We start from the raw sequence: 25,456 nt of genomic DNA, 5'->3' as shown, positions 1-25,456 counted from the left end.
GTTCGCCCCACCCGGCCCCCCGTCCTACCCTCGGTGCCATGAGCAAGCCCCTTGTCGCGATCCTCAGTGGTGCCGGTATCTCGACGGACTCCGGGATCCCCGACTACCGCGGTCCCAACGGTCTGTGGCGGAAGGATCCCGGGGCCGAGAAGCTCGTCACGTACGAGTACTACATGGGCGATCCGGAGATCCGGCGGCGGTCCTGGCAGATGCGGCGCAAGAACCGCACGCTGATGGCCGAGCCCAACGCCGCGCACCGGGCGGTGGCGGAGCTGGAGCGGTCCGGGGTGCCCGTGCGGGTCATCACGCAGAACGTCGACGGGCTGCATCAGCTCGCCGGCATGCCCGCCCGCAAGGTGCTCGAACTGCACGGCTCCGCGCGGAGTTTCGTGTGCACCGGGTGTCATGCGCGCGGGCCGATGGAGGACGCTCTCGCCCGGGTCGAGGCCGGGGAGGAGGACCCGGCGTGCCTGGAGTGCGGGGGCATTCTCAAGTCGGCGACCGTGATGTTCGGCGAACGGCTCGACCCGGTGGTCCTCGGTGAGGCTCTCGCCATCACCAAGGCCTGTTCCGTGTTCATCGCCGTCGGCACCAGCCTGCAGGTGCAGCCCGCGGCGGGGCTCGCCGGTGTCGCCGCCGACCACGGCGCCCGGCTCGTCATCGTCAACGCCGAGGCGACGCCGTACGACGACCGGGCCGACGAGGTGATCCACGAACCCATCGGCACCACGCTGCCCGAACTCCTGGGCCGGCTGACCGCGGAGAGCCACAGCTGAGGCACGGACCGCCGTGCGGCGCGGCTACGACGGACGCCGTGTCAGCTCGTGGCCGGGACGATGGTGCCGAAGGTGGCTGCGGCGATCTTCTGGATGTAGCGCATCTCGGTGCCGTCGAGGTTGTTGGGGTCGAGGGAGTAGACGATCTTGCGGGAGAGGTCGCTGGTGGCGAAGACGCCGCTGGTGTAGCCGGGGCGGGAGCCGGTCTTGCCCCAGACCACGACGCCGTTGGAGGCCTTGACCCGCATCAGGCCCATGGTCATGCAGGCCCGGCCGGCGTCCGCCTGGGTGCGGCACTGGCTGCTGTGGTGGCTGGGGACGTCGGGAACCGCGAAGAGCTCGGCCTGCTGGGCCGGCGGAAGGAGACGGCCGCGGAACAGCCCGGTGATGAAGCGGTCGAGGTCGGCGGGGGTGGAGATCATGCCGCCCTCGGCCCAGGGCCAGGGGCTCTGCTCGGTGACGTCCACCGGATGCCTGGCGCCGTCCGCGGACGTGACCATCAGGTAGCCGTGCGAATGCGGGCCTGGCAGGGTCGGGGCGTCCGCGTCGGGGACATAGGTGTCGTGCAGGCCGAGGGGACGGGTGATCCGGGACTGCACCTCGTGGGCGAAGGTGTGCCCGGTGATCTTCTCGATCAGCACACCGGCGACGTAGTAGTTCAGGCCGTTGTACTGCTGCGCGGTGCCCGGCGCGAACTGCATCGGCCGGCCGGCCATCAGGTCGATCACCTGCTGCGGGCTGAAGCTCTTCAGACGGTTGGCGGCGAACCACTCGGGGCTGCCGTCGCCGAAGTCCGGGCTGCCGGCCGTGCGCGGCAGACCGCTGGTGTGGTTGAGCAGCTGCCCCACCGTGACCGGCGGCAGCTCGGCGGGCAGGACGCCCGGCAGATAGTGCTGCACGGGTGTGTCCAGGTCGATCCGGTGCTCGGCGGCGAGTTGGAGCACGACGGTCGCGGTGAAGACCTTGGAGATGCTGCCGATCCGGACGTGCCCGTTGCGCGGGACGCCCTGGCCCGTTTCCAGGTTGCCCACGCCCGAGGTGCCCGACCAGTGGCCGGCGCTGCCGGTGATCCGCAGCAGCGCGCCGGTGACATCCGCGCTGGGCAGACCGCCGATGGCCGCCCTGAGTTCGACCGGGTCGAGCGCGGGCAGCGGCGTGCCGGTCGTCGCGGCCGCGGGCGCCGCGGCGGGTGTCGCGGCGGAGGCTGGGGCGGCCACGCTCACGGCCAGGGCGGCCAGCACGGCGCCGGCGGCTGCCACGGTGGACCAACGAGGGCGACGCACGGAGCGGTTCACGGCAGGACTCTCCCAAGGGTGACGGTCGGACCGGCGAACGCCCGGCCCGACCACGAGTCTCATGCGCCCCGGCCGCCCCGTTCATCAGGAGCGTCCCCGAGCAACCCCCCACCTCACCCTGACATCTGATTCGGGGTCAGGGTCATACCTGCTCAGGGTGACCGTGCCCGAACAGGGCGGCTCCGCACTCGAAGTCGAGCAGTCGTCGCTTCCGGTCCAGGCCGCCGCCGTAGCCCGTCAGGCTGCCGTTGGCACCGACGACTCGATGGCAGGGGACGATGATGCCGATCGGGTTCTTGCCGTTGGCGAGGCCGACGGCCCGCGAGGCGGACGGGTTGCCGAGGGCCGCGGCCAGTTCGCCGTAGGAGCGGGTCTCGCCGTACGGGATCTCGCGGAGCTGGTCCCACACCGTGCGCTGGAACGGGGTCCCGTTCAGGTGGAGTTCGAGAGTGAACTCCTTCAAGTCGCCTGAGAAATAGGCCTCCAGTTGTTCCTCTGCCTCGGCGAACAGGGTCTCGTCCCGTGCGCCGAAGGACTCCTCCGGTGGACGGTGGCGCTGCTCGGTCATGTAGAGGCCGCACAGGACGCCGTCGTCGGCGACGAGGGTGAGGGGGCCGTACGGGCTGTCGATCACGGTGTGGTGCTTCACGGGGCTCATCGCGAACGTCCTTTCAGGGGCAGGAAGTTGATCGGGTGGCTGTCGGTCGCCCACAGGTACTGGACCGCGTACGCCCGCCAGGGGCGCCAGGCCGCGGCGCGGGCGGTGAGGGCCGACGGGGTGGACGGGAGGCCCAGTTCCTGTGCGGCGCGGCGGATGCCGAGGTCGGTGGGGAGGAAGGCGTCGGGGTCGCCGAGGGCGCGCATGGCGATGACGTCGACGGTCCAGGGGCCGAAACCGGGGAGGGCGAGGAGCTGGGCGCGGGTTTCGGGCCAGTCGCTCTCCGGTCCCAAGTGGACTGTTCCGTCGGCGAGTTGCCGTACCAGAGTGGTGAAGGTGGTGCGGCGGGTGCGGGGCATGGCCAGGGACTCGGGGTCGAGGGCGGCGAGCGCCTCGGGGGTGGGGAAGAGATGGGTGAGACCGCCCTCGGGGTCGTCGATCGGGTCGCCGTGTGCCGTGACCAGGCGGGAGGCGTGGGTGCGGGCGGCGGCCGTGGAGACCTGCTGGCCGAGTACGGCGCGTACGGCGAACTCCGCCTCGTCGACCGTGCGCGGGACGCGCCGGCCGGGGGCCTTGTCCACCAGCGGCGCGAGCAGCGGGTCCGTGCGGAGCTGGTCGTCGATCGCGACCGGGTCGGCGTCCAGGTCGAGCATGCGGCGGCAGCGGCTGATGGCGACAGGCAGGTCGCGCAGGTCGCTGAGGGTGAGGCGGCACGCGATGTGGTCGGGTTCGGGGGCCAGGGTCGCGATGCCGTGGCCGTAGGGGAGGCGGAGGGTGCGGCGGTAGGCGCCGTCGCACCACTCCTCCACACCCGGGACGGCGGTTGCCGCGAGGTGGCCGAAGAGGTTGTCCGGGTTGAGCGGGGCGCGGAAGGGGAGGCGGAGGGTGAGGGCGCCGGGGGCCGCGGGGGCGTTCCTCTTCGGCAGCCTCGACCGCAGCTCGCTCGGGGAGAGCGCGAAGACCTCGCGCACGGTGTCGTTGAAGGTGCGGATCGAGGAGAAGCCGGCGGCGAAGGCGATCTCCGCCATGGGCAGGGCTGTCGTCTCGACCAACAGGCGGGCCGTCTGGGCGCGTTGGGCGCGGGCCAGGGCCAGGGGGCCGGCGCCGAGTTCGGCGAGCAGCTGGCGTTCGATCTGGCGGGTGCTGTAGCCGAGGCGGGCGGCGAGGCCGGGGACGCCGTCGCGGTCCACGACACCGTCGGCGATCAGGCGCATGGCGCGGGCCACGAGGTCGGCGCGCTGGTTCCACTCCGGGGAGCCGGGGCTGGTGTCGGGGCGGCAGCGCTTGCAGGCCCGGAATCCGGCCTGCTGGCAGGCGGCCGCGCTCGGGTAGAAGGTCATGTTCTCGGGTTTGGGCGGTACGACCGGGCAGCTGGGCCGGCAGTAGATGCGGGTGGTCAGGACCGCCGTGAAGAACCATCCGTCGAAGCGGGCGTCCTTGGACTGGACGGCGCGTACGCAGCGCTCTCGGTCGGTGTGCATCCCGTTCTGCATGCGTCCAGCATCGGCGAGGGACGGAGCCGGGGCTGGCGAGAATCCGACATCAAGGTGGTGTGGGCTGGAGCGGTCCGGATCACCGTCTCCTCGTCTGTCGTACCAGATGGGTACGCTGCCCTGCATGGACCGTGGACGGCAGCGACCGATGTGGCCGCTGTACGCGGCGGGGTTCACCACCGCGTTCGGGGCGCACGGAATCGCCGCGAACCTCGGGGGTGCCGGGAAGGGCGCGGTCACCTCGCTGCTCGTGCTGGGCGGTCTGCTGGCGCTTTACGACGGTGCGGAGGTCGTGCTGAAGCCGGTGTTCGGCACGGTGGCCGACCGGGTGGGGGCGCGGCCGGTGCTGCTGGGCGGGCTGGTGGCGTTCGCCGCCGCGTCCGCCGTGTACGTGGTCGCGGACAGCCCGGGGTGGCTGTGGGCCGCGCGGCTCGGGCAGGGGGCGGCGGCGTCCGCGTTCTCGCCGGCCGCGTCGGCGCTGGTGGCCCGGCTCAATCCGGCGGCCAAACACGGGCGGGTCTTCGGGAGTTACGGCTTCTACAAGTCCATCGGCTACACGCTGGGACCGCTGCTCGGCGGGGTGCTGGTGTGGGCGGGCGGGCTGCGGCTGCTGTTCGCCGTACTGGCGGTGCTCGGGGCCGCCGTCGCGGTGTGGGCGCTGGTCGCCGTACCCGTCGTGGCGCCGCTCCCCCGAGCCCGGCAGACCCTGCTGGATCTTGCGCGACAGCTGACGGACCCGGCGTTTCTCGTGCCGACGTCCGCGCTCGCCGGGGCCACGGCGGCGCTTTCGGCCGGGGTGGGCTTTCTGCCGGTGTCCGGTGCGGTGGCGGGGCTCGGGACGGTGGCGACGGGCGCCGCGGTGTCGGTGCTGGCGGGGTGCGCGGCGGTCGTACAGCCGCGTGCCGGGCGGGCCTTGGACGCGGGGCGGCTCAGCGCGCGCACCGGCCTCACCGCCGGTCTGCTGCTCGCGGCGGCCGGCCTGGCCTGCGCGATGCTCCCCGGCCTCACCGGCGTCCTGCTCGCCGCCGCCCTCATCGGCACCGGCACGGGCCTGATCACCCCGCTGGGCTTCGCGACCCTGGCCTCGACGACCCCGCAGGAACGGCTCGGGCAGACGATGGGCGCGGCGGAACTCGGCCGCGAACTGGGCGATGCGGGCGGCCCGTTGCTGGTGGCGGGGGTGGCGGCCGCAGCGACCCTGACGTATGGGTTCGGGGCGTTGGCGGTGGTGTCGGGGTGCCTGGCGCTGGGAGTGGCGGCGGGGGCGCGGAGGTCGACGGCCGGGGTGCGCTGAGGCGGGAGCGGGGCGGCCCGGATGACGGGACTCGCACACGTTTTCCTGACCGACCAGCTCGCGGCCGCTGTCCGTGATGGGCAGCTCGCATCCGCTGTCCCTGCCGGCCGGCTCCCGCTGTCCATACCGGGCAGGTCCCGCGCGCCGGCCATACCGGGCACCGCGCCGGGCAGGTCCCGCGCGCTGTCCGCGCGGGCAGCTCCCGCCGCGTCCACTCCGGGCAAGCGCCTGCCCCTGCCCGGTCTGGGCGAGGGGCTACCGCCCCCGTCGGCCGGCACCGCCTCTTTCGCCTGTTGGAAGCGCCGCACGACCGCCCGGACCGGGTAGGTGCCTGCTCCCGTCCACTCCAGGCAAGCGCCTGCTCCGGTCCAGCCCGGGCGAGCGCTACCGCCCCCGTCGACCGGCACCCGCCTGCGGAAGCGCCGCACCCCCGTCCGGTCGGGCAAGCACGTGCCCGCGTCCCGCCCAGGTGTGAACCAGCACCCCGATCGACCGGCGCAGCCCCGGTTGCCTGCTACAAGCGCCCGCCCCCGTCCCGTCCAGGCGAGCACGACTCCGCCATCAGCCTCAGGGCAGCCGCCCGCCCCGTCCACCCAAGGCAACCGCGCGCCCTCCATCCAGTCCCGCGAGCGCCACCACTCGAATCGGCCCGCGCCGCCCCCCCCCCTTCGCCTGCAAGCCCCCACCCCGTACGACCCACGCGAGCGCCACCGCCCTCAGCCCCAGGGCAGCCGCCCGGCCCGCCCGGCCAGTCCAGGCCGGCGCCCGCCCGCCCTCGGCGCGGGCAGGCCCCCGTCTTACGTCAGCACACTCCCCAGAAGGTGCAGCAGATCCCCCGTCGCGTCCGCCGCGCCGAGGGCGGGGAGGATTCCGAGGGTCAGTACCGCCGCGGCGATCGGGCGCAGGTGGGGTGGCGGGGCCGTCTGGAGGGCGGCTACGCGGCGGGTGACTGCGCGGTCGGAGAAGTTCAGTGCGCAGCCGGGGCGGTGGGCGACGAGGGCGGCTCGGGCCAGGGCCTGGGCGGTGGTCCGGCGGTCACCGACCGCGGTGGCCGCGTGTTCGTCGGCCCAGCGTTCCACCAGGAAGGCGACGGTCGTACGCACCGGCACCAGCAGCGGGTTCGCCGCCGCGGCGAGGGTGACCGCGTGGACGAGCAGGGAGTGGCGGTGGGTGAGGTGGGCGCGCTCGTGGGCGAACAGGACACGGCGTTCGGCAGGGCGCAGGGCGGCGAGCATCGCGGAGGTGACCAGGATCCGGCCCGGCGGTCCGGGCACCGCGAACGCCTGCGCGGTCGGTGAGGCCGCGACGACGAGTTCGGTGCCGTCCGGGTGGCCCTCGCACAGGCGGCGCAGGGTGCGGCGGGTGGCGCGTTCGGCCCGGATCGCCCGCAGGACCCGGCACGCGGCCACCGCGAGGAGCGCGAGCGCGGCGAGGGCGACGATTTCGGGGACCGGATCGGGCAGAACGCGACCGTCCTCACGGGCGTCGGCCACGACCGGCGGTGCCTCGTCGACGAGCGTGACGGTCAGCAGGACCAGCGCCCAGGTGGTGGCGCCCGCGGCGAGGACGGCGGCCGTGGTCAGGGCCCGGGCCGCCGAAGCGGGCGCGAGACGCAGGCCGACCTGCGGGCTGACGAGCGCGAGCAGCAGCGACAGCAGGAGCGGGGTGTAGACGTCGATCCTCATGGCCCGCGCCGCCTCCCTGTCCTGGTGCTCCCCGTTGCCGCTGCGGCTGCGGACGCCGCGTCACGCACCGCTCTCGCCTAGGAGTGCACGCAGCGCGGCCTCCTCCGCCGGGCTCAGGCCCGTGACGAACTGCTGGAGTGCCGCTATCGGATCGGGGCCGCGGTCCAGGGCCTGGTGCATGGCCTCGGCGGTCATCTGTGCCGCGTTCTTCGCCGGGCGGTAGGCACCGCGCCGGCCGTCGGCGTCCCGCAGGACGAGCCTCTTGTCGTGCAGCCGCCGCAGGATCGTATGCACGGTGTTGTAGGCGAGGTCACCGCCGAGATCGGTCTGGATCTCGGCCGGCGTGAGGGCCCGGTCCGTCGCCCACAGGGTGGCCAGGACCTCGCTCTCCAGCTCACCGGGGCTGCGTCGCTCGCCCCTGCCACGAGAAGTCGTGCCTGCCATGGCCACCACCTTACGGTGCGTAGGGTCCAGCGGTCACCAAGTCGCACCCGCCCCTTACCCGGCTCCGGCCCCGCCCTGACCTACAACCTGTAGGGTGAGACCAACCCTACAACTTGTAGGGCCGGATGGGTGAACGATGACGAGGACCCCCGACACCGCTGCGACCCGCACCACCCGGCACGGGCCGCCCGCGACCGCCCGGCCGCCATGGCGCTCCGCGGGCGAGTGGTGGCTCGTGGCGGTCGCGGGCGCCTTCTCACTGCTCCAACTCGCCCTGGTGCGGCCCGGATTGGGCCTGGGCTGGGACGAGACGGTGTACGTCAGCCAGGTGAGCACGCACGCCCCGGCGGCCTTCTTCAGCGCACCGCGCGCCCGCGGCATCACCCTGCTGGTGGCTCCCGTCGCCTCCTGGTCGTCGTCCACCGCGCTGCTGCGGGTGTACTTGGCGGTCCTGTCCGGGCTCGGCCTGTACTGGGCCCTGCGAGCCTGGCGGGGCCTGTTCCCGGTACGGGTCATCGCGGCCGGTGGCGCCCTGTTCGCATCGCTGTGGATCACCCTCTTCTACGGCCCGCAGGCCATGCCCAACTACTGGGTGGCCGTGGGCGCGTCGGCCACCGTGGCCTTCTTCCTGCACGCCCGGTCCGACCGCAAATGGCGCGGCGCCCTGTGGGGCGTGGCCGCGGGCACGGCACTGATGGCCTGGATGCGGCCCACGGACGCGGTCTGGGTCACGCTCCCGCTGCTCGCGCTCGTGCTCCTCGCCCGCCCCGGACGCCACCTGCGGCTGCTCCTGGCCCTGGTCACGGGCCTTGCGGCAGGGGCCACCGAGTGGATCGTCGAGGCGTACGTCGACTACGGCGGCGTCGGCGCCCGGCTGACCGCCGCCTCCGGCATCCAGGGCGGTCTGGGCCTGCACAACGCCGTCGTCGACCAGCTCCGCAGCCTCGACGGACGGGCCCTGTGCCGTCCGTGCACGGGGGCGATCGCGAGCCCGCCGGTGATCGCCTGGTGGTTCGTCCTCCCGCTGCTCGCCGCAGCCGCACTGGTGATCGCGGTACGGGCCCGCCGTACGGCCGCCACGCTGGTGCCGCTGGCCTGTGCGGCGACCGCGGCTGTGCCGTACCTCTTCCTGATCGGCTATGCCGCCCCCCGTTTCCTGCTGCCCGCGTACGCCCTGCTCGCGATCCCGGTCGCGGACGCCCTGGTCCGCCTGGTCACCGCGCCGCGCGGGCGCCGGCGGACGTTGGCGGTGACGCTGGTGGCGGTGGGGCTCGCGGGCCATCTGGCCGTCCAGTTCGCCGTGTTGGAGCGCGCCGTGTCCCGAACCACCGCCGACCACCGGGTCTGGAGCCGCACGGCCGCAGACCTGCGCCGTCTCGGCGTACACCCACCGTGCCTGGTCACCGGGGGCGATTCCGTGCCGGTCGCTTTCGCCGCCGGCTGCGCCTCCGCCCACACCGGCGGCCACGACGCCAACACCACCCCCGCGGAACTCGCGCGAACCGCCCGCCGGATGCCGGTCGTTCTCCTCACGACACACCTCGTCCAACCGCCGTCGTACGCCCGCACGTGGCAGCCACACCGCCTGACGGGCGGCTACGCGTACCTCGCTCCCGGCGCCGTAGGGGAGGGCGGTCAGGGATGACCACGACCGTGGAAGGACAGCACGCATGAGCGCCGAGGTCACCACCTCCGTGGCCGCCGGCAGATCAAGCGCCCTTGGCGAAGTCCGATGCGGTTCGGCAGCCTCCCCGAGGGGCGCGGGGCTGTATCAATCCGCGGCTCCGCCGCGGGGCGCGACCAGCCACGACGGAGCCGCAGACGAGAGACGGCCCCTTGCCGCCGCGCGGCGGAGCCGCACATCGACACCTCCCGCGGAGCGCCTCGCGCCATGGCAGACCGTGGCCGCACTCGTCCTCACCGCCGCCGCCATCGGCCTCGCCGCCCTGCACTGGCCCGTCCTCGTCTCAGGCATCGCCCGCCTGACCGCCGCCGATCCCGGCTGGCTGCTGCTGGCAGCGCTGCTCACCCTGTTGACCTGGGCATGCGCGGCACTCGCGCAACAGGGCGCCGTGCGCGAGGTGCTGCCCGCCGGCCGGCTGCTGATGGTCCAGTTCGCGGCCTCCGCGGCCAACCATCTGCTGCCTGCCGGGCTCGGCGCGGGAGCGGTCAATCTGCGGTTCCTGATGCGCTGCGGACTGGCACCCGGCCGGGCGGCCACCGCCCTCGCGGTCAAGTCCACCGCGGGAGCCGTCGTACGGATCGCCCTCATGGCTGTGCTCGCCTTCGCCTGCCCCGGCGTGCTGCGGCTGCCGCCGGTGGGCGGACCGAAGCTGCTGGTCGGCGTCCTGGTGACAGCGGCGGCCGTGCCCATGGCCGTCCTGCTCGTGCGGCGGACGCGGCTACGGCGGGCGCTGGCCTGCGCGGCGGCCGACGTACGCGCCGTCCACGAGAACCCCCGACGCGCGGCGGCCCTGTGGGGCGGCTCGCTGGCCTTCGCGTCCCTGCACACGGCGGTGGTGATCGCCGTCGTCCACGCCCTGGACGTACCGCTGCCCGCAGGGCGTATCGCGCTCGCCTATCTCGCCGCGAGCAGCGCCGCCGTCCTGCTGCCGACCCCGGGCGGCCTCGGCTCACTCGATGCCGCGCTCGCCTGGGCGCTCACCACGGCCGGCGCCCCGGGCTCGGCGAGTGTGTCGGTCGTGCTCGGCTACCGGTTGCTGACGGTGTGGCTGCCGCTGGTGCCGGGGCTGTTGGTGCTGGCCGGACTGGTCCGTTCGAGAGCCCTGTGAGGGCACCGCGGTCAGGATCCGTTCAGGTTTCCGGTGACAGCGTCCCCCGTATGACATCAGATACGTCTGGAGCAGTTGAGGCGGCTGCGACGTACGCGCACGGCACCGCCTCCGGGCCGCCCACCGGCCGCCGATCGCGCCTGCGTTTGAACAAGGTTCCCGAAGTCACCGTATATGTCTGGGTGATCAAGGTGCTGTGCACCACCGTCGGCGAGACGGCGGCCGACCTGCTGAACGAGAAGGCCGGACTGGGCCCGACCGGTGTGTCCCTGCTGATGGGCGCGCTGCTCGCGGTGGTGCCGGCGGTCGTGTTCGTCGCCTGGTACCGCAGCGAACGGACCCTGTCCATCCACAGCGTCGACACCCTGCGCCGGGCGTCCGTCTCCTGGCTCGCGGGCCTGTTCACCTTCGCCCTCCGCACGTCGGCCGGCGACTACCTCTCCCAGCCCACCGGCGACGGCGGCCCGGGCCCGGGCACCGTGGTGACGAGCGCGCTGCTCGTCACGGTGATCCTCGGCCTGGTCGTCTTCCTCGCGATCACCCGCAAGGACGTCACCAAACCCAACGAACAGGAGCTACAGGCCGTATGACCCACGAACCCCCCACACAAGCGGCGGAGTCGACGGTCCTCACCGACCTCGACGCCGCCGCCGGCCGTCGCGACGTACTCAAGAAGCTCCCGGAGGTCACCCTGGCCTTCTGGATCATGAAGATCGCGGCGACCACCCTCGGCGAGACGGCGGGCGACCTCTTCTCGCAGACCCTCAAGCTGGGCTACTTCCTGACCACGATCGCCCTGTTCCTGGTCTTCGTCGTGACGCTGGTCGTCCAGCTCAGGTCGCGGCGCTACAACCCGTTCTTCTACTGGACCGTCATCCTGTCGACCAGCATGGCCGGCACCACGATGTCCGACTTCATGAACCGCGACGCCAGCGCCAAGTACCTTTCGGGCGGCGCCACTTCGCTGGGCTGGGGGCCGCAGGGCCTGGGCCTCGGCTATCCGGCGGGCGCCGCGATCCTGATCTCGTTGCTGGTCGTCATCTTCGCCGTGTGGAAGCTGACCGGGATGACGTTCGTCATCCGGGACATCGTCAGCTTCCGCGGGGAGGCGCTGTTCTGGTCGGCGATCCTCGTCTCCAACACGCTCGGCACCTCCATGGGCGACTTCCTCTCCGACAGCTCCGGCCTCGGCTACGCCGGTGGTGCGCTGCTGGTGAGTGCGGTGCTAGCCGTCCTGGTCGCCCTGATGAAGGTGCCCGCGGTGCCGAACGTGCTGCTGTTCTGGCTCGCGTTCGTGCTGACGCGGCCGCTCGGTGCGACGGCCGGCGACTTCCTGACCAAGCCCGTCGTCAAGGGAGGCCTGGATCTCGGTACGGCGGGATCGTCGGCGGTGCTGCTGGCCGTACTGGTCGGGCTGATGGGGTACGCGCATGTGCGCGAGAGCCGTCCCGCGGACGGCATCAGCCGGACGGCAGTCTGACCACGAAGCGCGCTCCAGGGGCGAGGTCGGGGTCTGGCTGCTTGGGGCGCATGGCCCTCCGTCGGTGGTTGTGCGTCGGCGGTTGTGGCGGGCAGGGGGCGGGGGGCACCTACGACGGGGGTGGTTCGGGCGCGTCCGGAGGTGGGTGCGGGTCCGCAGCGTCCTTGGGCGGAGGCGAGTGGGCGGTGTCCGCAGGCGGGAGCGGGCCGGAAGCCTTCGGGGGCGGAGGCGGGGGTGCGGCGAGCGCGTCCGGTGCCGTATCCGTGCCGGGTGCCCCTGGCCCACCGTGCGCCGTCGACTCCGAGGACAGCCACCGGGTCCAGCCCCACCACCACAGGCTCAGCCAGGCGGTCGCGAGCAGCCAGCCGCCGAGGACGTCGCTCGCCCAGTGCACCCCGAGGTACACGCGGGTCAGGCCGACGGCCGCCGCCCAGCACACCGCGAGCGTGCAGGTCGTGCGGGCGAGATCCACGCGGGCGCGACGAGTCGTCGGCCAGCACAGCAGGCCGGCGGTGAGGGCCGAGGTGGTGGCGTGCCCGGAGGGGAACGCGAAGCCGGAGGCATGCGTCGCCCAGTCGGCGGGGGCCGGGCGGGCCCGCGCGAACAGTTCCATCAGTCCGGTGCGGACCAGTTGCCCGGCGACCAGCACGACCAGCAGGGCGACGGCGTTCCGGAGCCGCTCCCGCGTGGTGCGCCCCGCGATGAACCCGGCGATCACGACGAGCACATACGGCCAGGGCCCGGTCCCCGTCGCGGTGATCCCACGGGCGAGCGCCACCGCCTCCGGGGGCCGGTGCGCGAGTCCCCACGCGTGTGCCGCCGGGTCCCCCGGCAGGGGGACGCCGTGGCGCAGTCCCACCGCGGTCGCGAGGCCGGCGAACAACAGGGCGCAGACGGCGGCGATCAGCACAGGCGCTCGCCCCGTCGGGCCCACGCCTGGCCCCTCTCCGGTCCGGTTCACACCTGGCGCTCGACCGACGCGGTTCATGCCTGGCCCTTGCCAGATCCGGCGGCACCGCCACGGCCGCGAACATCAGCACCAGAGCCGGCAGCACCCCCGCCAAGCCCTGCGGCACCCCCAGCGCGCCCAGGTCCGCCAACTCCTCCACCGCGCCGAGCGCCGGCGCCACCCCCGACCGCACCCCCACCCCGCTCGTCCCGCTCCCCCTCGTGCCCCGTCATGAAGCCGTCACCAGCGGCCTGAGCCGGGTGGCCGCCGCGCGGGTGACGAGAGGGGCGGCGCGGTCCGCCAGGAGCATGAGGGGCCAGGCGAGGGCCGCGCCGAAGGCCAGGCCCACCGCCGCGTCGTGCGGGTAGTGCACTCCTATCCAGACCCGGGAGACCGCCATCAGGAGCGCGGCCAGGGCCGCGATCCTGCCGAGGCGCTGGTTCGTGAGCCACAGCGCCACCGCTGCGGCCCCGGCGATCACCGCGTGGTTGCTGGGGAACGACCAGTCACCCGCGGCCGGGCACGCCTCGACCGTCACGGTGTGCAGCGTGCGGCACGGTCTGTGCTCGGCGACGGCCGACTTGACCAGCACATCGACCACGTAGCAGACCACCACGACCACGGGTGCCGCCAGCGCCCGGACCATCCGTGCCTCCCCCGCGCTGCGGGCACGCCACCACGCGGCGAGCATCAGCACGCCGAACAGGGCGAGGCCGTAGTCGGACCAGACGGAGATCACGGTGTTGACGGCGTGCGGGGTGTGGCGGGCCAGGCCGGTGATCCAGGTGTACGCGCCGCCGTCCACCGAGGCGCCGCCGAAGGCGAGGCCGGTCACGAGGAGGCCCTCTCGGAGGCGCGACGGGCCCGCGCGCGCCGGGCCTCGAAAGCGATCGGGGTCAGGGAGAGGACGACCACGAGCGCGACCAGCGGCAGCAGATAGCGGTCGACGTTCGGCACCGAGGAACCCAGCGCGTAGCCGCCCAGCACCAGTCCGATCGTCCAGACGAGGCCGCCGATCACCTGCCACAGGGTGAAGACGCGCACCGGCACGTCCAGCGCACCGGCCAGCGGGTTGAGCACCGTGCGCACGACCGGCACGAAGCGGGCCAGGACCACCGCCTTCGCATGCCCGTAGCGAGCGAGCAGCTCCTCGGCTCGCGCCGCGCCCTCGTGCAGCTTCTTCGCACGGCTGCGGGCCAGCAGCGCGCGGCCGCCCCGCCGTCCGAGCCAGTACCCCGTCTGGGCACCGAGGAGTGCGCCGCCCACGGCGGCGGCCAGCACCGGCGGGAGTGACAGGTGCACGGAACCGTGGACGCCGGGGACGCACAGCAGCCCGGCCGTGAACAGCAGCGAGTCGCCGGGCAGGAAGAAACCGACCAGCAGGCCGGTCTCGGCGAACATGACGACCGCGATGCCGAGCGCGCCGAAGGCGGACAGCAGGGATCCGGCATCCAGGACGTTCACCGCTTGGGCGACGGCGAACTGGGCAGCTGCCACGGAGGCGACCCCTCTCATACTGGGAACGGAGCGGGCACGGACCCGCACCTAGCGACTACAGTCATGTAGACCGTCTACTGAACTGTAGACGAATCAGAGCCGAGGAGTGTTCCCATGCCCGAGGGGCAGATTGACGAGCCGGTCGACGGCCCGGTCGACGGGCGCACGGACCGACGGCCGGCCGGCGAGCTCGAGGCGAGCGTGCTGGCCGCACTGTGGGCCGCCGACGCTCCGCTCACGCCCGCCGCCGTCCAGCTGGAGCTCGGCGGCGGTCTCGCCCGCACCACGGTGACCACGATCCTCACGCGCCTGCACGCCAAGGGCGCGGTCACCCGCGCGCGCTCCGGCCGTGGCTACGCGTACGCCCCGGCCCAGGACTCCCCCGGTCTCACGGCCCGCCGTATGCACGCCGAACTCGACAAGGACGAGGACCGCGGCACCGTCCTCGCCCGCTTCGTCTCCGATCTGAGCCCCGAGGACGAGCAGCTGCTGCGCACACTCCTGGAGGGCGGCCCGGAGGCTGGTGAGGACAGCGTGTGAACAGCGCCTTACGGATCTTGTTGTCGGCTGCGGCGCGTAGGCTGGTCGATACCGTCCGGCGGCCCCTGGAGGAATCCCGTGATCTACGCCGTGTGGCTTCCGCTGCTCATGCCGTTCCTCGCCGTGCCCGTGGCCCGGCGTGGCGCCGAGCAGCTGCGGCCGCGGACGGCCGCCTGGGCGCTGACGGCTCTCGCGCTGGTCCTCGCCCTCTCCAGCACAGCGGCACTGGGCATGCTCGCCCTGGCCGGCGCCCTGCACCTGTCCCTGGTCGCCGAGGCGGCACACCTCTCCCCGCATCTGCTGGGCGACGGCTCGCCCGCCACCCTCCCGGCTGCGGTCCTGGCCGCCCTCGCGTTGACCGGGCTCGGCGTCCTGGTCCTCGACCGGACCCGCCGCCACCTGCGTGAACTGCGCGCCGCGCACCGGCAGTTCAGCAGCGGGGCGAGTGCCGGCGATCTCTGTGTACGGCACGACGACCGGCCCGAGGCCTACGCCCTACCCGGGCGGCCCGGCCGCATCGTGGTGACGACGGGCATGCTGCGCGCCCTCAGCGCCGGCGAACGCGAGGTGCTGTTCGCCCACGAGCGCGCCCACCTCACCGGCCGCCACCATGTCTTCCTCGCGGCCGCCGAGTTCGCCGTAGCGCTGCACCCGGCCCTGCGCGGCCTGCGCGCGCCGCTCTCGTACGCCCTGGAGCGCTGGGCCGACGAGTCCGCGGCGCAGGCGACGGGCGACCGCGCGCTCACCGCCCGAGCCGTCGGCCGTGCCGCGCTCGCGGCCCGTGCGGCGGGCTCCTCCGCGCGCCCCCGCCTGTCACTGACGGCCACGGCGGGCCCGGTCCCCCGCCGTGTCACCGCCCTCCTGAGCACCCCCGCGCCCGCCGCCCGGCTGCTCCCCCGCTCCCTGGCCTGTCTGCTCCTGGCCTGTGTGGCCGTATCGGGGACGGCGGTGCTGGACGCGGCCACCGATCTGCACGCGGGCATCGAGGTCGCCCAGGGCGAGCAGGGACCGCAGGGACACCCGGCCTTCGGCGACGGCGACTGATCCCACGCGGACCCGACAGCCTCGTAGCGCCGGCGGTCACGCAGACCGGCGGGCCGCCTCTTCGACGAAACCGGTCACGAGGTCGACGTAATCATCCGGGTGCGTGACATGAGGGATGTGACCCGCACCTTCGAAGGTGTGCGTCCGCGCCTGCGGCAGGACCGCGGACAGCCGGCCGACGATCGTGGCGAACCACGGCGGGCTCTGTGTGCCCTTCGACAGCAGGGCGGGCCCGGTGTAGCCGGCGAGGCGGTCGAGGTCGAGGCCGGCCCAGTCCGGGTCGGACTGCTCGTCGGCGAAGGTGGGGGCGTTGCGCAGGAACGTCTCCCGGACCGCGTCCGGCAACTGATCCCACATGCCGGGGCCCAGGGCGACCTCTTCCACGAACGCGTGCGCTCCCGCCAGGGTGTCGCCCGCGCGCAGGTGGGCGAGCACGGATTCGATCTTCTTCGCGGTGTCCGTCATCAGCGGCTGCAACTCGGGAACGTCGGCCACGATGCCCAGGAGGGGCGGCTCGTGGGCCATGAGGCCCCGGAAGAGTTCGGGACGTCTGGCGGCCAGGCCGAGCGCCGTCGAGCCTCCGAAGGAGTTGCCCGCAACGTAGGCCGGCGCGTACCCCAGTGTCTCCATCAGTGCCGCAAGGTCGTCCTCGTCCTCGGTGCGGGTGCCCTGCCCCGGCGGGCGCTCGCTGCGGCTGTGTCCGCGGCGGTCGTAGACGAGGACCCGGAATCGCTCCGCGAGGGCGTCGAGGACGGGGACCCAGTTGTGGTGGTCGCCCCATGATCCGTGCACCAGGACCAGGGGATCGCCGTCCCCGGCCGTCTCGTAGAAGAGCTCCACGCCGTTCACTGCGACCCGTGCCATAGCCGGCCGGTCCTCTCGTCGACAGGCGAAGACTGCCGCCACCCTCCCCATGCTCCTCCCCCTCGGCGGCGATTTCCCGGCGATCACTCCAACCCGGTCTCCCCGTTTTTCATGGCATGCTCCCGACAAATCTGCCACGCTACAGCGGTCGCACAAGAGATACACGCAGCCCACTGCCGCCCCCAGGCGCACCCCAGCCGACCGGGCGGCACCGAGCAGGCCGGAATCCCGGCCGCCGCAAAGGAGTTTCGCGTGAGAAAGACCCCCCACAGATCCATCGCCATGCGCGCACTGGCAGTCGCCGCGCTGGCCGCCGTCTCCCTTCCCGCCGCCCCCGCGGCAGCCGCCCCGTCGGCCGCGGCCGCATGCACCCCGGCCCAGGTGGTCGCCAACGGCGGTTTCGAGAGCGGCACTTCGCCGTGGACCCAGTCCTCGACGAGCGTCATCACCAGCCGTTCCGGCCAGACCGCACACGGCGGCACGAGCTACGCCTGGCTGGACGGAACGGGCGGCACCCACACCGACACCCTCTCCCAGAGCGTCACGATCCCGTCCGGGTGCAGCACCGCCACCCTCTCCTTCTGGCTCCACATCGACACCACCGAGACGACCTCGTCCATCGCGTACGACAAGCTGACGGCGAAGATCGGCAGTACGACGCTGGCGACGTACTCGAACCTCGACAAGAACACCGGGTACGTGAAGAAGACCCTCGACGTCTCGGCGTTCGCGGGGCAGACCGTGAGCCTCGCCTTCAGCGGCGCCGAGGACTCCAGCCTGCAGACCAGCTTCGTCCTCGACGACATCGCCCTCGACACGTCCGGGGGCAGCACCCCGCCGGCGGACTCCACGCGCACGCCCGCCACGCCCTCGTACACGGTCAGTCTCAGCAGCAACACCAGCGGCACGGTGTGGACCGGTCACGAGAGCGCGACCTTCACCAACGCCTCCTCGACGGCGCTGAGCGAGGTGTATCTGAGGCTGTGGGACAACTACCACGGCACATGCGACGCCATGCCGATCACGGTCACCAACGTCACCGGCGGTACGGCGGGTTCCCTCTCCGTCGCCTGCACCGCCCTGCAGATCACGCTGCCGACGCCGCTGGCGCAGGGGCAGTCCGCCACGATCGGCTTCGACCTGGGCATCACCGTGCCGAGCGGCGCGGACCGGTTCGGCCACGACGGGGCCTTCAACAACATCGGCAACGCGCTGCCCGTGCTCGCGGTGAAGGACGGCTCGGGCTGGCATCTGGACCCGTACACCAACAACGGCGAGTCCTTCTACTCGCTGGCCGCCGACTTCAAGGTGACCCTCGACCACCCGAGCACCCTGCTGGTCCCGGCCACCGGCACCTCCACCGACACCCCGGGCTCCAGCGGCCGTACCGTCACCACCGCGACGGCCTCCAAGGTGCGTGACTTCGCCTGGGCGGCCGGTCCGTTCAGCAAGATCTCCGGCACCTCGGCGGCCGGGACCGCGATCAACATCTACTCCGTCTCGGGCATCAGCTCCTCCGACGCCCAGTCGATGCTCTCCACCGCCAAGTCCGCCGTGGACGCCCACGCGGCGCGCTTCGGGGCGTACCCGTACGGCGAGTTGGACGCGGTCATCGACAACAACTACTGGTTCGGCGGCATGGAGTACCCCGGGTTCGTCCTCGACCTCGTCAGCACCACCGCGCTCACCCATGAGATCGGCCACCAGTGGTGGTACGGCATCGTCGGCGACGACGAGTACAACAGCCCCTGGCTCGATGAGGCGTTCACCGACTACGCCACCGACCTGGCCCTCGGCAAGTCCGGCACGAACTGCTGGAACAGCGTCTCCTGGGCCTCGTCCACGGAGAAGATCACCAACTCCATGGCCTACTGGGACGCCCACTCATCCCGCTACTCCACCGTCGTCTACGGCTACGGCAAGTGCGCCCTGCACGACCTGCGGCGGCTGATCGGCGACACGGCGATGACCAAGCTGCTCAAGGACTACGCCACTTCGCACTGGTACGGCGTCTCCACCACGGCCGAGTTCAAGGCAGCCGCGCAGGCCGCCACGACCACGGACCTGACCTCCTTCTGGAGCACGCACCGCATCGACGGCTGAGCATCGGAACGACGGCTGACGGCCCGGCGGGCCTGCGTGGCGGACGCCACGTGGGCCCGTCGGCCGTTTCACGCTCGCGCTCCGCCTTCGATGGCGGTAGCGGCGGATGCGGAGGTGCAGGATCGTTGCCCGCCGGCCGGGCAGAAGGTGGCGTCGCGCACGCTCCTGGGGCGCAACCGCTGTTGAGCGGCCGGTGGCGTTTGGTCGATCAGGTGCGGTCGTGGAGCGTGACCTGGTAGCCGTCGGGGTCGGCGAAGGTGAAGGTCCGACCGAAGGGGCCGTCGATCGGTGCGGAGACGATGGTGTGACCGTCGGCCACGAGCGCCTCGTGGATGGCCTGGACGTCGGTGGCGTGGAGCCAGATCGCGACACCGATGCCGGGCTGAGCGACGGATGCGAGGTCGGTGCCGGGAATGACGTCGCGGAGGGCGAACGCGATCGGCTTCGTCTCGAAGACGACGGCGTGCGGAGGTCCGGCCGGCGAGCGGACGAGGCCCAGGTACTGCTCGTAGAACGCCTGCGAAGCGTCGAGGTCGCGCACTTGGAGCGAGATGAAGTCGGGACCGGTGGCGGGCATGATGACGCTCCTTCTTTTCGTGTCAGTTTTCTGACACGCGGCAAGCTATGTCAGAATACTGACATGAGTCAAGAAGGTGTCGGCGTCGACCTGGAGACGTCACTGGGCTACCTGCTCAAAGAAGCGTCGAGCGCCCTCCGCGCGGCCATGGAGGAAGTGCTGCGGCCGCTCGGCATGAGCGTGACGCACTACTCCTGTCTCGAGCTGCTGGCGCAACGACCGGGCTTGTCGAACTCCGAGCTCGCGCGGGGCGCGTTCGTGACACGGCAGACGATGAACGTGCTGCTCCAGGCCCTGGAACGAGACGGCTACGTGACCAGGCCTGCGGCGGCACCCGTCGGGAAGGCACTTCCCACGCGGCTCACGCCTCGCGGCCGACGAAGCCTCGAGAAGGCGAGCGCAGCCGTCCGGTCCGTCGAGGCCAGAATGCTGGCCGGCCTGACCGAGACCGAGCAGTCAGAGGGGTTCCGGATCCTGCAGAGCATGATCCATTCCCTGCGCGGTGACAACGAGGGTGCATAACTCGTTCCGCGGCGCACATACCGTCGCGCTCGAACAGGAGTGCGGCCGAGCCTGAAATCCGTGTCGGCGACCTCGAAACCCGACAGACCCCGAGTACACCCTCTACTGCGATGAGCCCCTTGGGGTCAGTCCGGGCGTGGGAGTGGGCGGCCGGGTGGCTTGGAGGTCGAGGACCGTGCCGCGTCAGAGCGAGCCTGTGAGTACGGCAGTGATGAGTTCGGTGCGAGAGCGTTTCCGATACGGGCGAGCAGCCGGGACAGGCGCCGGGGCGACCGCGTAGGCGCCACAGGGCGGCGCCGGTCAGGCCGAACAGTTCGTACGCCTCGTGCAGCAGCGTGGCTGGGCCGGCGCCCGCTTCTGCACGGCCGGCAGCGATGCCGGTACCGCCGGACTCGCAAGCATCGTGGATCTCCGCCCCACAGGCGGTGCCGACACCGCCGGAGTTGGCGATCCTCGGCAAGCCGTCAGGCGCGGGACTGGTCCGAATCTTCACTTCCGACGGCCCCGTACGCAGGTCCGGGTACGCGGGCGACCGTCGCGGGACGACGTTCTGGCGCGGTCAACGCAGCAGAGGCAGGAAGATCGTGTCGACGATCTCTTCGAGGACCCGGTCGGGCACGGGGGCGTAGGTCGTCAGGATCTCCTGGCGCAGCAGGTCGAACGGCAGGGCCTTGATGCGGTCGGTGAGGCGCTCGGACTTTGCCTCGCCGCGGGCGACGGCGCGGTCGAATATCGCGTCGACGGCCTGTTTGCGGCCGGTGTCGGCGGGGTCGAGCAGGTCGGCAGGGCTGGTCCCGGTCTCCAGGTGGTAGCTGGCCAGGTAGACGCTCATCACGGTGACGAGCTGGACCCGCGTGGCGTTGATCTCCCGCATGAGGGTCAGCACGTCTCCGCGCAGGCTGCCGGTGTCCGGGACCTTGAGAACGTTCTTCCGCAACACGTGGACCAGGGTGGCCCGGACGAGCTCGTCGCGGTCCGACCAGCGGCGGTAGAGGACCGGGGGGCTGGTGCCGGCGCGTTTGACGACGGCGTCCATGGTGAACCGGGCGTACCCGCCGGCGACGAGTTCATCCCAGGCCGCGTCGAGCAGCGCCTGCTCCAAGGCCGCTCCGCGGCGCCGCTCCGGCATCGTCGCCCCCTTCACATTAGAAAGACTTGCGTATCTAACAATAGCGGCCTAGCCTGACCCCTGAAAGATAGAGTTGTATATCTTAAGGAGGCGCCCCATGGCCGCCGTCGGCAACCCCGCCACATCCAGCCCGCCGGACGCAGTCGACCCGGCCGTGCGGCGCCTGGTGTTCACCCTCGTCGTCGGTGCGCTCGCCGTCATCTTCGACACCACGATCATGAGCGTCGCCATCGACAGCCTCGCCGGACAGCTCCACACCACACTGGCCACCGTCCAGTGGGTCACCACCGCCTACCTGCTGGCCCTGTCCGCCACCATGCCCGCCGTCGGCTGGGCCCAGGCCGCCCTCGGCGGCAAGCGCTTGTGGATCCTCGCCCTGGCGCTGTTCTTCGCCGGGTCGATGCTGTGTGCCGCGGCCTGGAACGCACCGGCCCTGATCGCCTTCCGCGTCGTCCAGGGCATCGGCGGCGGCATCATGATGGTCCTGATGGCCACCTTGGTCATGCAGGCCGCCGACGGCCGCAACATCGGCAAGGTCATGGCACTGATCACCGTGCCCACCGCCCTGGGACCGGTCATGGGCCCGGTCATCGGAGGCGTGATCCTGCACTTCGGCGACTGGCAGTGGATCTTCCTTTTCAACATCCCGTTCTGCCTCGCCGGCGGCTGGCTGGCCTGGCGCAACCTGCCTGCCGACCGGCCCGGCGCCGGAACCCGCCCCCGCCTGGACACCGTGGGCATGCTGCTCCTGGCACCCGGCATCGCCGCCGTCCTCTACGGCCTGACCCAACTCGGCGGAACCGACGCAATCACCTCCACCGGGGTCGGGCTCCCCCTGGCCGCCGGCGTCGCGCTGCTGGCCGGCTACACCGCCTGGGCGCTACGCCGCGGAGCCGCCGCCCTGCTCGACATCCGCCTGCTCCGCCACCGCTCCCTGGCCTCCTCCACCGCGCTGCTGCTGCTGGCCGGAGCCGCCTTGTACGGCGCCATGCTGCTGATGCCGCTGTACTGGCAGCAGGTCCGCGGCGAAACGGCCCTCGGAGCCGCGATGCTGCTCATCCCGCAGGGCGTGGGCACCCTACTGTCCCGCTCGCTGGCCGGGAAGGTCATGGACCGCATCGGCGCCCGCCCGGTCGCCGTCATTGCCTTCGCGGTCACCTTCGCCGCCACCGTGCCGTTCGGCTTCGTCACCGCCACCACCAGCAACGTCGCGCTGATGGCCGTGCTGTTCGTCCGCGGCCTCGGCCTGGGCGCGGCCATGATCGCCCTGATGGGCGGCGCCTTCGTCGGCCTGACCCGCGACGAAATCCCGGCCGCCTCCAGCATCAGCCGCGTCGCACAGCAGGTCGGCGGCTCCATCGGCACCGCCGTCCTGGTCGTGATCCTCCAGCGCGCCGTCGCCGATACCCACACCCCCGCCGACCTGGCAACCGGCTTCGGCGAAGCCTTCTGGTGGGCCGCCGCGTTCACCGCCGCAGCGATCCCGCTGTGCCTTCTCCTTCCGAACCGGGCCGACACCGAACCACAGCCGCAGGACACAAGTTCCGACGGACAGCTCGCCGAAGTCTGACCAGCCCCGCGCCGCAACCCGGCGCCCTCGGGCCGTCACCACTCGCCTCCATGCCGTCCGGCGCGTCAAGCGCGAGCCCGCGCCCGCCCCCGGAGGGAACTCGCCGCCGCCTGGCTCAACGGAAGCCTCATCCGAATTGTTCGGGCGCACGGAGGCCCGCGCGGGTGGCACGGTCGGGAAAGCAGGGGGCTCAGGCAGGACTGGGGAAGCGAACTACCGTTCCCTCAACGGAGCTGCGCGGCGAACAGCGCGTACGCCCGCTCGTCGAAGAGGACAAACCTGACCTCCTCAACCTCCGTCTCGGTGGCTCGCACCGTCTCCACCGCGATACGGGCCGCATCGTCCATCGGCCACCGATACACGCCGGTGGAGATCGCCGGGAACGCAACCGTTCGTGCACCCAACTCGTCCGCCACACGCAGCGACTCCCGGTAGCAGGAGGCAAGGAGCGAGGCATCGCCGCCGCCAACCTGCCAGACCGGACCCACGGTGTGAAGCATTCACCCACTGTCATGCAGCGAGTGCTACAGCCTGAGCCCCCCAGTCGAGAGGGATCGTTACAACCGCTCCGTCACTCGTCACGAGCTCTGCAGTACCGCCGTCGCTGCCAATCAGGACCGAGACGTCAGGACTGAGAGGGCGGGGACGGCCTCCCGCCCACCGAGGGTCCAGACAGGCCAGGCCGATCTCGTTGAACCGGTCTATTACGTCTCGGACGGTGTCCTCGTCGGCCTGCACCACTTGGGCGTTCACCGGGACCCGGTTCCCGCCGGTCGAGGCCAGCAGCATCATCGCCCGCCGGAGCCGCACCGAACTGGTGCTGCCCCGGCGCACGATCTGCTGCAGCTTCTGCCCCTCCTGGTCGGTCAACCTGTGCACACGGACAGGCTCAGCCACCACATCCCCAACGGCCGGTCCCACGCGCGCCACCACACATCCAACCGCCAGCAGCGTTCCGGCCGGAGCCGGCGTCATGCCGCCGTGCGCTCGCCGGCCGGTCGGCGGCGCAGTTCGGGGCGCTCGATGGCCGGCGGCTGGTAGGCGTGGTCGAGGGTGCCGGTGTCGGTGCCGGGCGGCGCAATCGCGTCGATCCGGTCCAGCACATCGTCGGTGAGGGTGACGTCGGCGCCCGCGAGCAGGTCGTCCAGGTGTTCCATGGTCCGCGGTCCGAGGAGGGCGGACGTCACGCCCGGGTGGGCGAGCACGAAGCCCATCGCGAGATGCGTGAGCGGCATGCCGGCCTCCTCGGCCAGCGGAATGAGCTGCTCGACCACATCGAGCCGACGGTCGTCCGTGAGCTGCCGGAAGCCGAACTTCGACCGGTGCGTCTCGGCCTCCTGGCCCTTGCGGTACCGCCCCGTCAGCAGGCCGCCTCCGAGCGGCGACCAGACCAGGGTGCCCATGCCGAACTCCTGCGCCACCGGGAGCACCTCGCGCTCGATGCCCCGGTTCAGGATCGAGTAGACCGGCTGCTCGGTGCGCGGCCGGGCCAGCCCGCGCCGCTCGGCGACCCAGTGCGCCCTGACGATGTCGGAGGCCGGCATGGCCGACGTGCCGAAGGTGCGGATCTTGCCGGCCCGCTGCAGATCGGTGAGGGCCGCGAGGGTCTCCTCGATGTCCGTGTCGGGGTCCGGGCGGTGGATCTGGTAGATGTCCACGTGGTCGGTGTCGAGGCGGCGCAGCGAGTCCTCCAGCGCGCGCACCAGCCAGCGCCGGGACGAGCCCTGGTGGTTCGGCTCGTCGCTCATCGGGAACCAGGCCTTGGTCGCGAGCACGACGTCGTCCCGCCGTCCCTTCAGCGCCCGGCCGACGATCTCCTCCGACTCGCCTTGCGCGTACATGTCGGCGGTGTCGACGAGATTGATGCCGGCGTCGAGCGCTCGGTGGATGATGCGGACGCAGTCGTCGTGGTCGGGGTTGCCGAGGGCGCCGAACATCATCGCGCCGAGGGCGTAGGGGCTGACCTTGATCCCGGTCCGGCCGAGGCTGCGGTAGCGCATGGTGTCTCCTTCAGATCTTACAGGTCTTACAGGTCTTACTGCTGTGTCGCTGACACCAGCCTGTCTGTCATTCGCCGGACTATGAATACTTGTGCATCCGGATTTCTTGCGCGAGAGTACGGACATGGATCCCGACCGACTCTCCGAGGCACTCGATCTGGTCGAGGTGCGCAGCGTGCTGACCGGCGGCGTCGCGGCCCGCGGCGGTTGGTGGTCCCGCGGCCCGCTGGCCGATCCGGTCAAGTTCTTCGCGATGGTGAGCGGGCGCGCCCGGCTCACCACCGACGGCGTCGCCGAACCGGTCGACCTCGTGGCGGGAGACGTGGCAATCCTCACCGGGCGCTCGTGGGTGGCCTTCGAGGCCGGCGCGGCGCCGCGCCACGAGGTCCAGCCGGAGTCGGACTTCCCCGCCGCCCGCTTCGCGGGCTCGGACCCTGCTGTCGACGACGTCGTGATCGGCGGGCGCGTCAGCGTGAATGAGGCCGGGCGGACGCTCCTGCTGGAGTCGCTTCCGCCGGTGGCCCACATCCGGTCCTCCGCCGCCGGAGACGGGGACCGGCTGCTCGCCGCCGTGCTGCGGCTCTTCGACGAGGCCACCGGCGACCGGCTCGGCTCGGCCTTCGCGATCCGGCAGTACGGCCAACTGCTGCTGCTGGAGGTGCTGCGCTGCTACGTCGACCAGACCCTCCTGCCCTCCGGCTGGTTGCGCCTGCTCGTCGACGAGCGCCTGCGCCCCGCCGTCGA

The 25,456-nt window shown here is 72.2% G+C and carries 24 protein-coding genes and 2 pseudogenes; 12 read left to right on the top strand and 14 right to left on the bottom strand.

Annotated features, from left to right (window positions below; genetic code table 11):
* Nucleotides 1-38 precede the first annotated feature (38 nt).
* The gene (locus ACWC1K_RS12650) at nt 39-776 is read left to right on the top strand and encodes an SIR2 family NAD-dependent protein deacylase (RefSeq protein WP_450830803.1); all 738 of its coding nucleotides are present in this window, start codon (nt 39-41) and stop codon (nt 774-776) included.
* A gap of 41 nt (nt 777-817) precedes the next feature.
* On the opposite strand, the gene ACWC1K_RS12645 is transcribed toward ACWC1K_RS12650, so the two are convergent.
* The 3 genes from ACWC1K_RS12645 to ACWC1K_RS12635 form a co-directional block, all read right to left on the bottom strand.
* On the bottom strand, nt 818-2,071 hold the full coding sequence (locus ACWC1K_RS12645) for a serine hydrolase domain-containing protein (protein ID WP_450830801.1): 1,254 nt from the start codon (nt 2,069-2,071) through the stop codon (nt 818-820).
* A gap of 142 nt (nt 2,072-2,213) precedes the next feature.
* Entirely contained in the window at nt 2,214-2,720 is a 507-nt protein-coding gene (locus ACWC1K_RS12640; RefSeq protein ID WP_450831116.1) for a methylated-DNA--[protein]-cysteine S-methyltransferase, read from the bottom strand.
* A 5-nt stretch (nt 2,721-2,725) separates the two neighbouring features.
* Complete coding sequence (locus ACWC1K_RS12635) at nt 2,726-4,222, bottom strand: AlkA N-terminal domain-containing protein (RefSeq protein ID WP_450830799.1); 1,497 nt, start codon at nt 4,220-4,222, stop codon at nt 2,726-2,728.
* A gap of 148 nt (nt 4,223-4,370) precedes the next feature.
* Here ACWC1K_RS12635 and ACWC1K_RS12630 point away from each other — a divergent pair, with 148 nt between their 5' ends.
* Nucleotides 4,371-5,516, top strand: coding sequence for an MFS transporter (locus ACWC1K_RS12630; protein ID WP_450831114.1), 1,146 nt, complete (start codon nt 4,371-4,373; stop codon nt 5,514-5,516).
* A gap of 797 nt (nt 5,517-6,313) precedes the next feature.
* On the opposite strand, the gene ACWC1K_RS12625 is transcribed toward ACWC1K_RS12630, so the two are convergent.
* Together ACWC1K_RS12625 and ACWC1K_RS12620 are read right to left on the bottom strand one after the other, a co-directional pair.
* On the bottom strand, nt 6,314-7,201 hold the full coding sequence (locus ACWC1K_RS12625) for a M56 family metallopeptidase (RefSeq protein WP_450830798.1): 888 nt from the start codon (nt 7,199-7,201) through the stop codon (nt 6,314-6,316).
* Nucleotides 7,202-7,261: 60 nt separating this feature from the next.
* The gene (locus ACWC1K_RS12620; protein WP_450830796.1) at nt 7,262-7,645 is read right to left on the bottom strand and encodes a BlaI/MecI/CopY family transcriptional regulator; all 384 of its coding nucleotides are present in this window, start codon (nt 7,643-7,645) and stop codon (nt 7,262-7,264) included.
* Between the two features lie 136 nt (nt 7,646-7,781).
* On the opposite strand from ACWC1K_RS12620, the gene ACWC1K_RS12615 reads away from it, so the two are divergent.
* The 4 genes from ACWC1K_RS12615 to ACWC1K_RS12600 all read left to right on the top strand — a co-directional run bounded on the left by ACWC1K_RS12615 (nt 7,782) and on the right by ACWC1K_RS12600 (nt 11,917).
* The gene (locus ACWC1K_RS12615) at nt 7,782-9,290 is read left to right on the top strand and encodes a hypothetical protein (protein ID WP_450830794.1); all 1,509 of its coding nucleotides are present in this window, start codon (nt 7,782-7,784) and stop codon (nt 9,288-9,290) included.
* Nucleotides 9,291-9,546: 256 nt separating this feature from the next.
* Nucleotides 9,547-10,437, top strand: coding sequence for a lysylphosphatidylglycerol synthase domain-containing protein (locus tag ACWC1K_RS12610; protein ID WP_450830792.1), 891 nt, complete (start codon nt 9,547-9,549; stop codon nt 10,435-10,437).
* Between the two features lie 50 nt (nt 10,438-10,487).
* The gene (locus ACWC1K_RS12605) at nt 10,488-11,027 is read left to right on the top strand and encodes a hypothetical protein (RefSeq protein ID WP_450830790.1); all 540 of its coding nucleotides are present in this window, start codon (nt 10,488-10,490) and stop codon (nt 11,025-11,027) included.
* Nucleotides 11,024-11,917 (top strand): COG4705 family protein, encoded by an 894-nt coding sequence (locus ACWC1K_RS12600; RefSeq protein ID WP_450830788.1) that lies wholly within the window; start codon nt 11,024-11,026, stop codon nt 11,915-11,917. The genes ACWC1K_RS12605 and ACWC1K_RS12600 overlap by 4 nt, the downstream gene beginning before the upstream one ends.
* A 109-nt stretch (nt 11,918-12,026) precedes the next feature.
* Here ACWC1K_RS12600 and ACWC1K_RS12595 read toward each other — a convergent pair whose 3' ends face one another.
* The 3 genes from ACWC1K_RS12595 to ACWC1K_RS12585 all read right to left on the bottom strand — a co-directional run bounded on the left by ACWC1K_RS12595 (nt 12,027) and on the right by ACWC1K_RS12585 (nt 14,363).
* Nucleotides 12,027-12,851, bottom strand: a complete 825-nt coding sequence (locus tag ACWC1K_RS12595) for a phosphatase PAP2 family protein (RefSeq protein WP_450830787.1) — start codon at nt 12,849-12,851, stop codon at nt 12,027-12,029.
* Between the two features lie 244 nt (nt 12,852-13,095).
* Nucleotides 13,096-13,701, bottom strand: coding sequence for a phosphatase PAP2 family protein (locus ACWC1K_RS12590; RefSeq protein WP_450830785.1), 606 nt, complete (start codon nt 13,699-13,701; stop codon nt 13,096-13,098).
* The gene (locus ACWC1K_RS12585; protein WP_450830783.1) at nt 13,698-14,363 is read right to left on the bottom strand and encodes a DedA family protein; all 666 of its coding nucleotides are present in this window, start codon (nt 14,361-14,363) and stop codon (nt 13,698-13,700) included. The genes ACWC1K_RS12590 and ACWC1K_RS12585 overlap by 4 nt, the downstream gene beginning before the upstream one ends.
* Before the next feature lie 114 nt (nt 14,364-14,477).
* Between ACWC1K_RS12585 and ACWC1K_RS12580 the strand changes: the two genes are divergently transcribed.
* Together ACWC1K_RS12580 and ACWC1K_RS12575 are read left to right on the top strand one after the other, a co-directional pair.
* Nucleotides 14,478-14,903 (top strand): BlaI/MecI/CopY family transcriptional regulator, encoded by a 426-nt coding sequence (locus ACWC1K_RS12580; RefSeq protein ID WP_450830782.1) that lies wholly within the window; start codon nt 14,478-14,480, stop codon nt 14,901-14,903.
* Between the two features lie 78 nt (nt 14,904-14,981).
* The gene (locus ACWC1K_RS12575) at nt 14,982-15,947 is read left to right on the top strand and encodes a M56 family metallopeptidase (protein WP_450830780.1); all 966 of its coding nucleotides are present in this window, start codon (nt 14,982-14,984) and stop codon (nt 15,945-15,947) included.
* A 36-nt stretch (nt 15,948-15,983) separates the two neighbouring features.
* On the opposite strand, the gene ACWC1K_RS12570 is transcribed toward ACWC1K_RS12575, so the two are convergent.
* A complete protein-coding gene (locus ACWC1K_RS12570; protein WP_450830778.1) occupies nt 15,984-16,811 on the bottom strand; it encodes an alpha/beta fold hydrolase in 828 nt (275 codons plus the stop codon).
* 252 nt (nt 16,812-17,063) lie between these two features.
* Between ACWC1K_RS12570 and ACWC1K_RS12565 the strand changes: the two genes are divergently transcribed.
* Complete coding sequence (locus ACWC1K_RS12565; protein WP_450830777.1) at nt 17,064-18,914, top strand: M1 family aminopeptidase; 1,851 nt, start codon at nt 17,064-17,066, stop codon at nt 18,912-18,914.
* A 208-nt stretch (nt 18,915-19,122) separates the two neighbouring features.
* Here the strand turns inward: ACWC1K_RS12565 and ACWC1K_RS12560 are convergent, their stop codons facing one another.
* A complete protein-coding gene (locus ACWC1K_RS12560) occupies nt 19,123-19,491 on the bottom strand; it encodes a VOC family protein (RefSeq protein ID WP_450830775.1) in 369 nt (122 codons plus the stop codon).
* A 63-nt stretch (nt 19,492-19,554) separates the two neighbouring features.
* Here ACWC1K_RS12560 and ACWC1K_RS12555 point away from each other — a divergent pair, with 63 nt between their 5' ends.
* Nucleotides 19,555-20,013 carry a MarR family winged helix-turn-helix transcriptional regulator gene (locus ACWC1K_RS12555; RefSeq protein WP_450830774.1) on the top strand — a complete coding sequence of 153 codons (459 nt, stop codon included), beginning with the start codon at nt 19,555-19,557 and terminating at the stop codon, nt 20,011-20,013.
* A 559-nt stretch (nt 20,014-20,572) separates the two neighbouring features.
* Here the strand turns inward: ACWC1K_RS12555 and ACWC1K_RS12550 are convergent.
* A complete protein-coding gene (locus ACWC1K_RS12550) occupies nt 20,573-21,142 on the bottom strand; it encodes a TetR/AcrR family transcriptional regulator (RefSeq protein ID WP_450830772.1) in 570 nt (189 codons plus the stop codon).
* Nucleotides 21,143-21,239: 97 nt separating this feature from the next.
* On the opposite strand from ACWC1K_RS12550, the gene ACWC1K_RS12545 reads away from it, so the two are divergent.
* Nucleotides 21,240-22,712: a DHA2 family efflux MFS transporter permease subunit gene (locus ACWC1K_RS12545; protein ID WP_450830770.1), complete on the top strand. Its 1,473-nt coding sequence runs from the start codon at nt 21,240-21,242 to the stop codon at nt 22,710-22,712.
* A gap of 224 nt (nt 22,713-22,936) precedes the next feature.
* Here ACWC1K_RS12545 and ACWC1K_RS12540 read toward each other — a convergent pair.
* From ACWC1K_RS12540 to ACWC1K_RS12530, 3 genes and pseudogenes are all read right to left on the bottom strand, one after another.
* A pseudogene (locus ACWC1K_RS12540) lies at nt 22,937-23,212 on the bottom strand (macro domain-containing protein); the annotation flags it as partial.
* Nucleotides 23,213-23,336: 124 nt separating this feature from the next.
* Nucleotides 23,337-23,609 (bottom strand): annotated as a pseudogene (locus ACWC1K_RS12535) (helix-turn-helix domain-containing protein); the annotation flags it as partial.
* Between the two features lie 74 nt (nt 23,610-23,683).
* Nucleotides 23,684-24,712, bottom strand: coding sequence for an aldo/keto reductase (locus tag ACWC1K_RS12530; RefSeq protein WP_450830769.1), 1,029 nt, complete (start codon nt 24,710-24,712; stop codon nt 23,684-23,686).
* 124 nt (nt 24,713-24,836) lie between these two features.
* Here ACWC1K_RS12530 and ACWC1K_RS12525 point away from each other — a divergent pair.
* Nucleotides 24,837-25,456: cupin domain-containing protein (locus ACWC1K_RS12525; RefSeq protein ID WP_450830767.1), on the top strand; the 620-nt coding region annotated here is incomplete at its 3' end.

The organism is Streptomyces sp. NPDC001492, from assembly GCF_053597275.1.
This window is presented reverse-complemented; position numbering and strand designations above follow the sequence as displayed.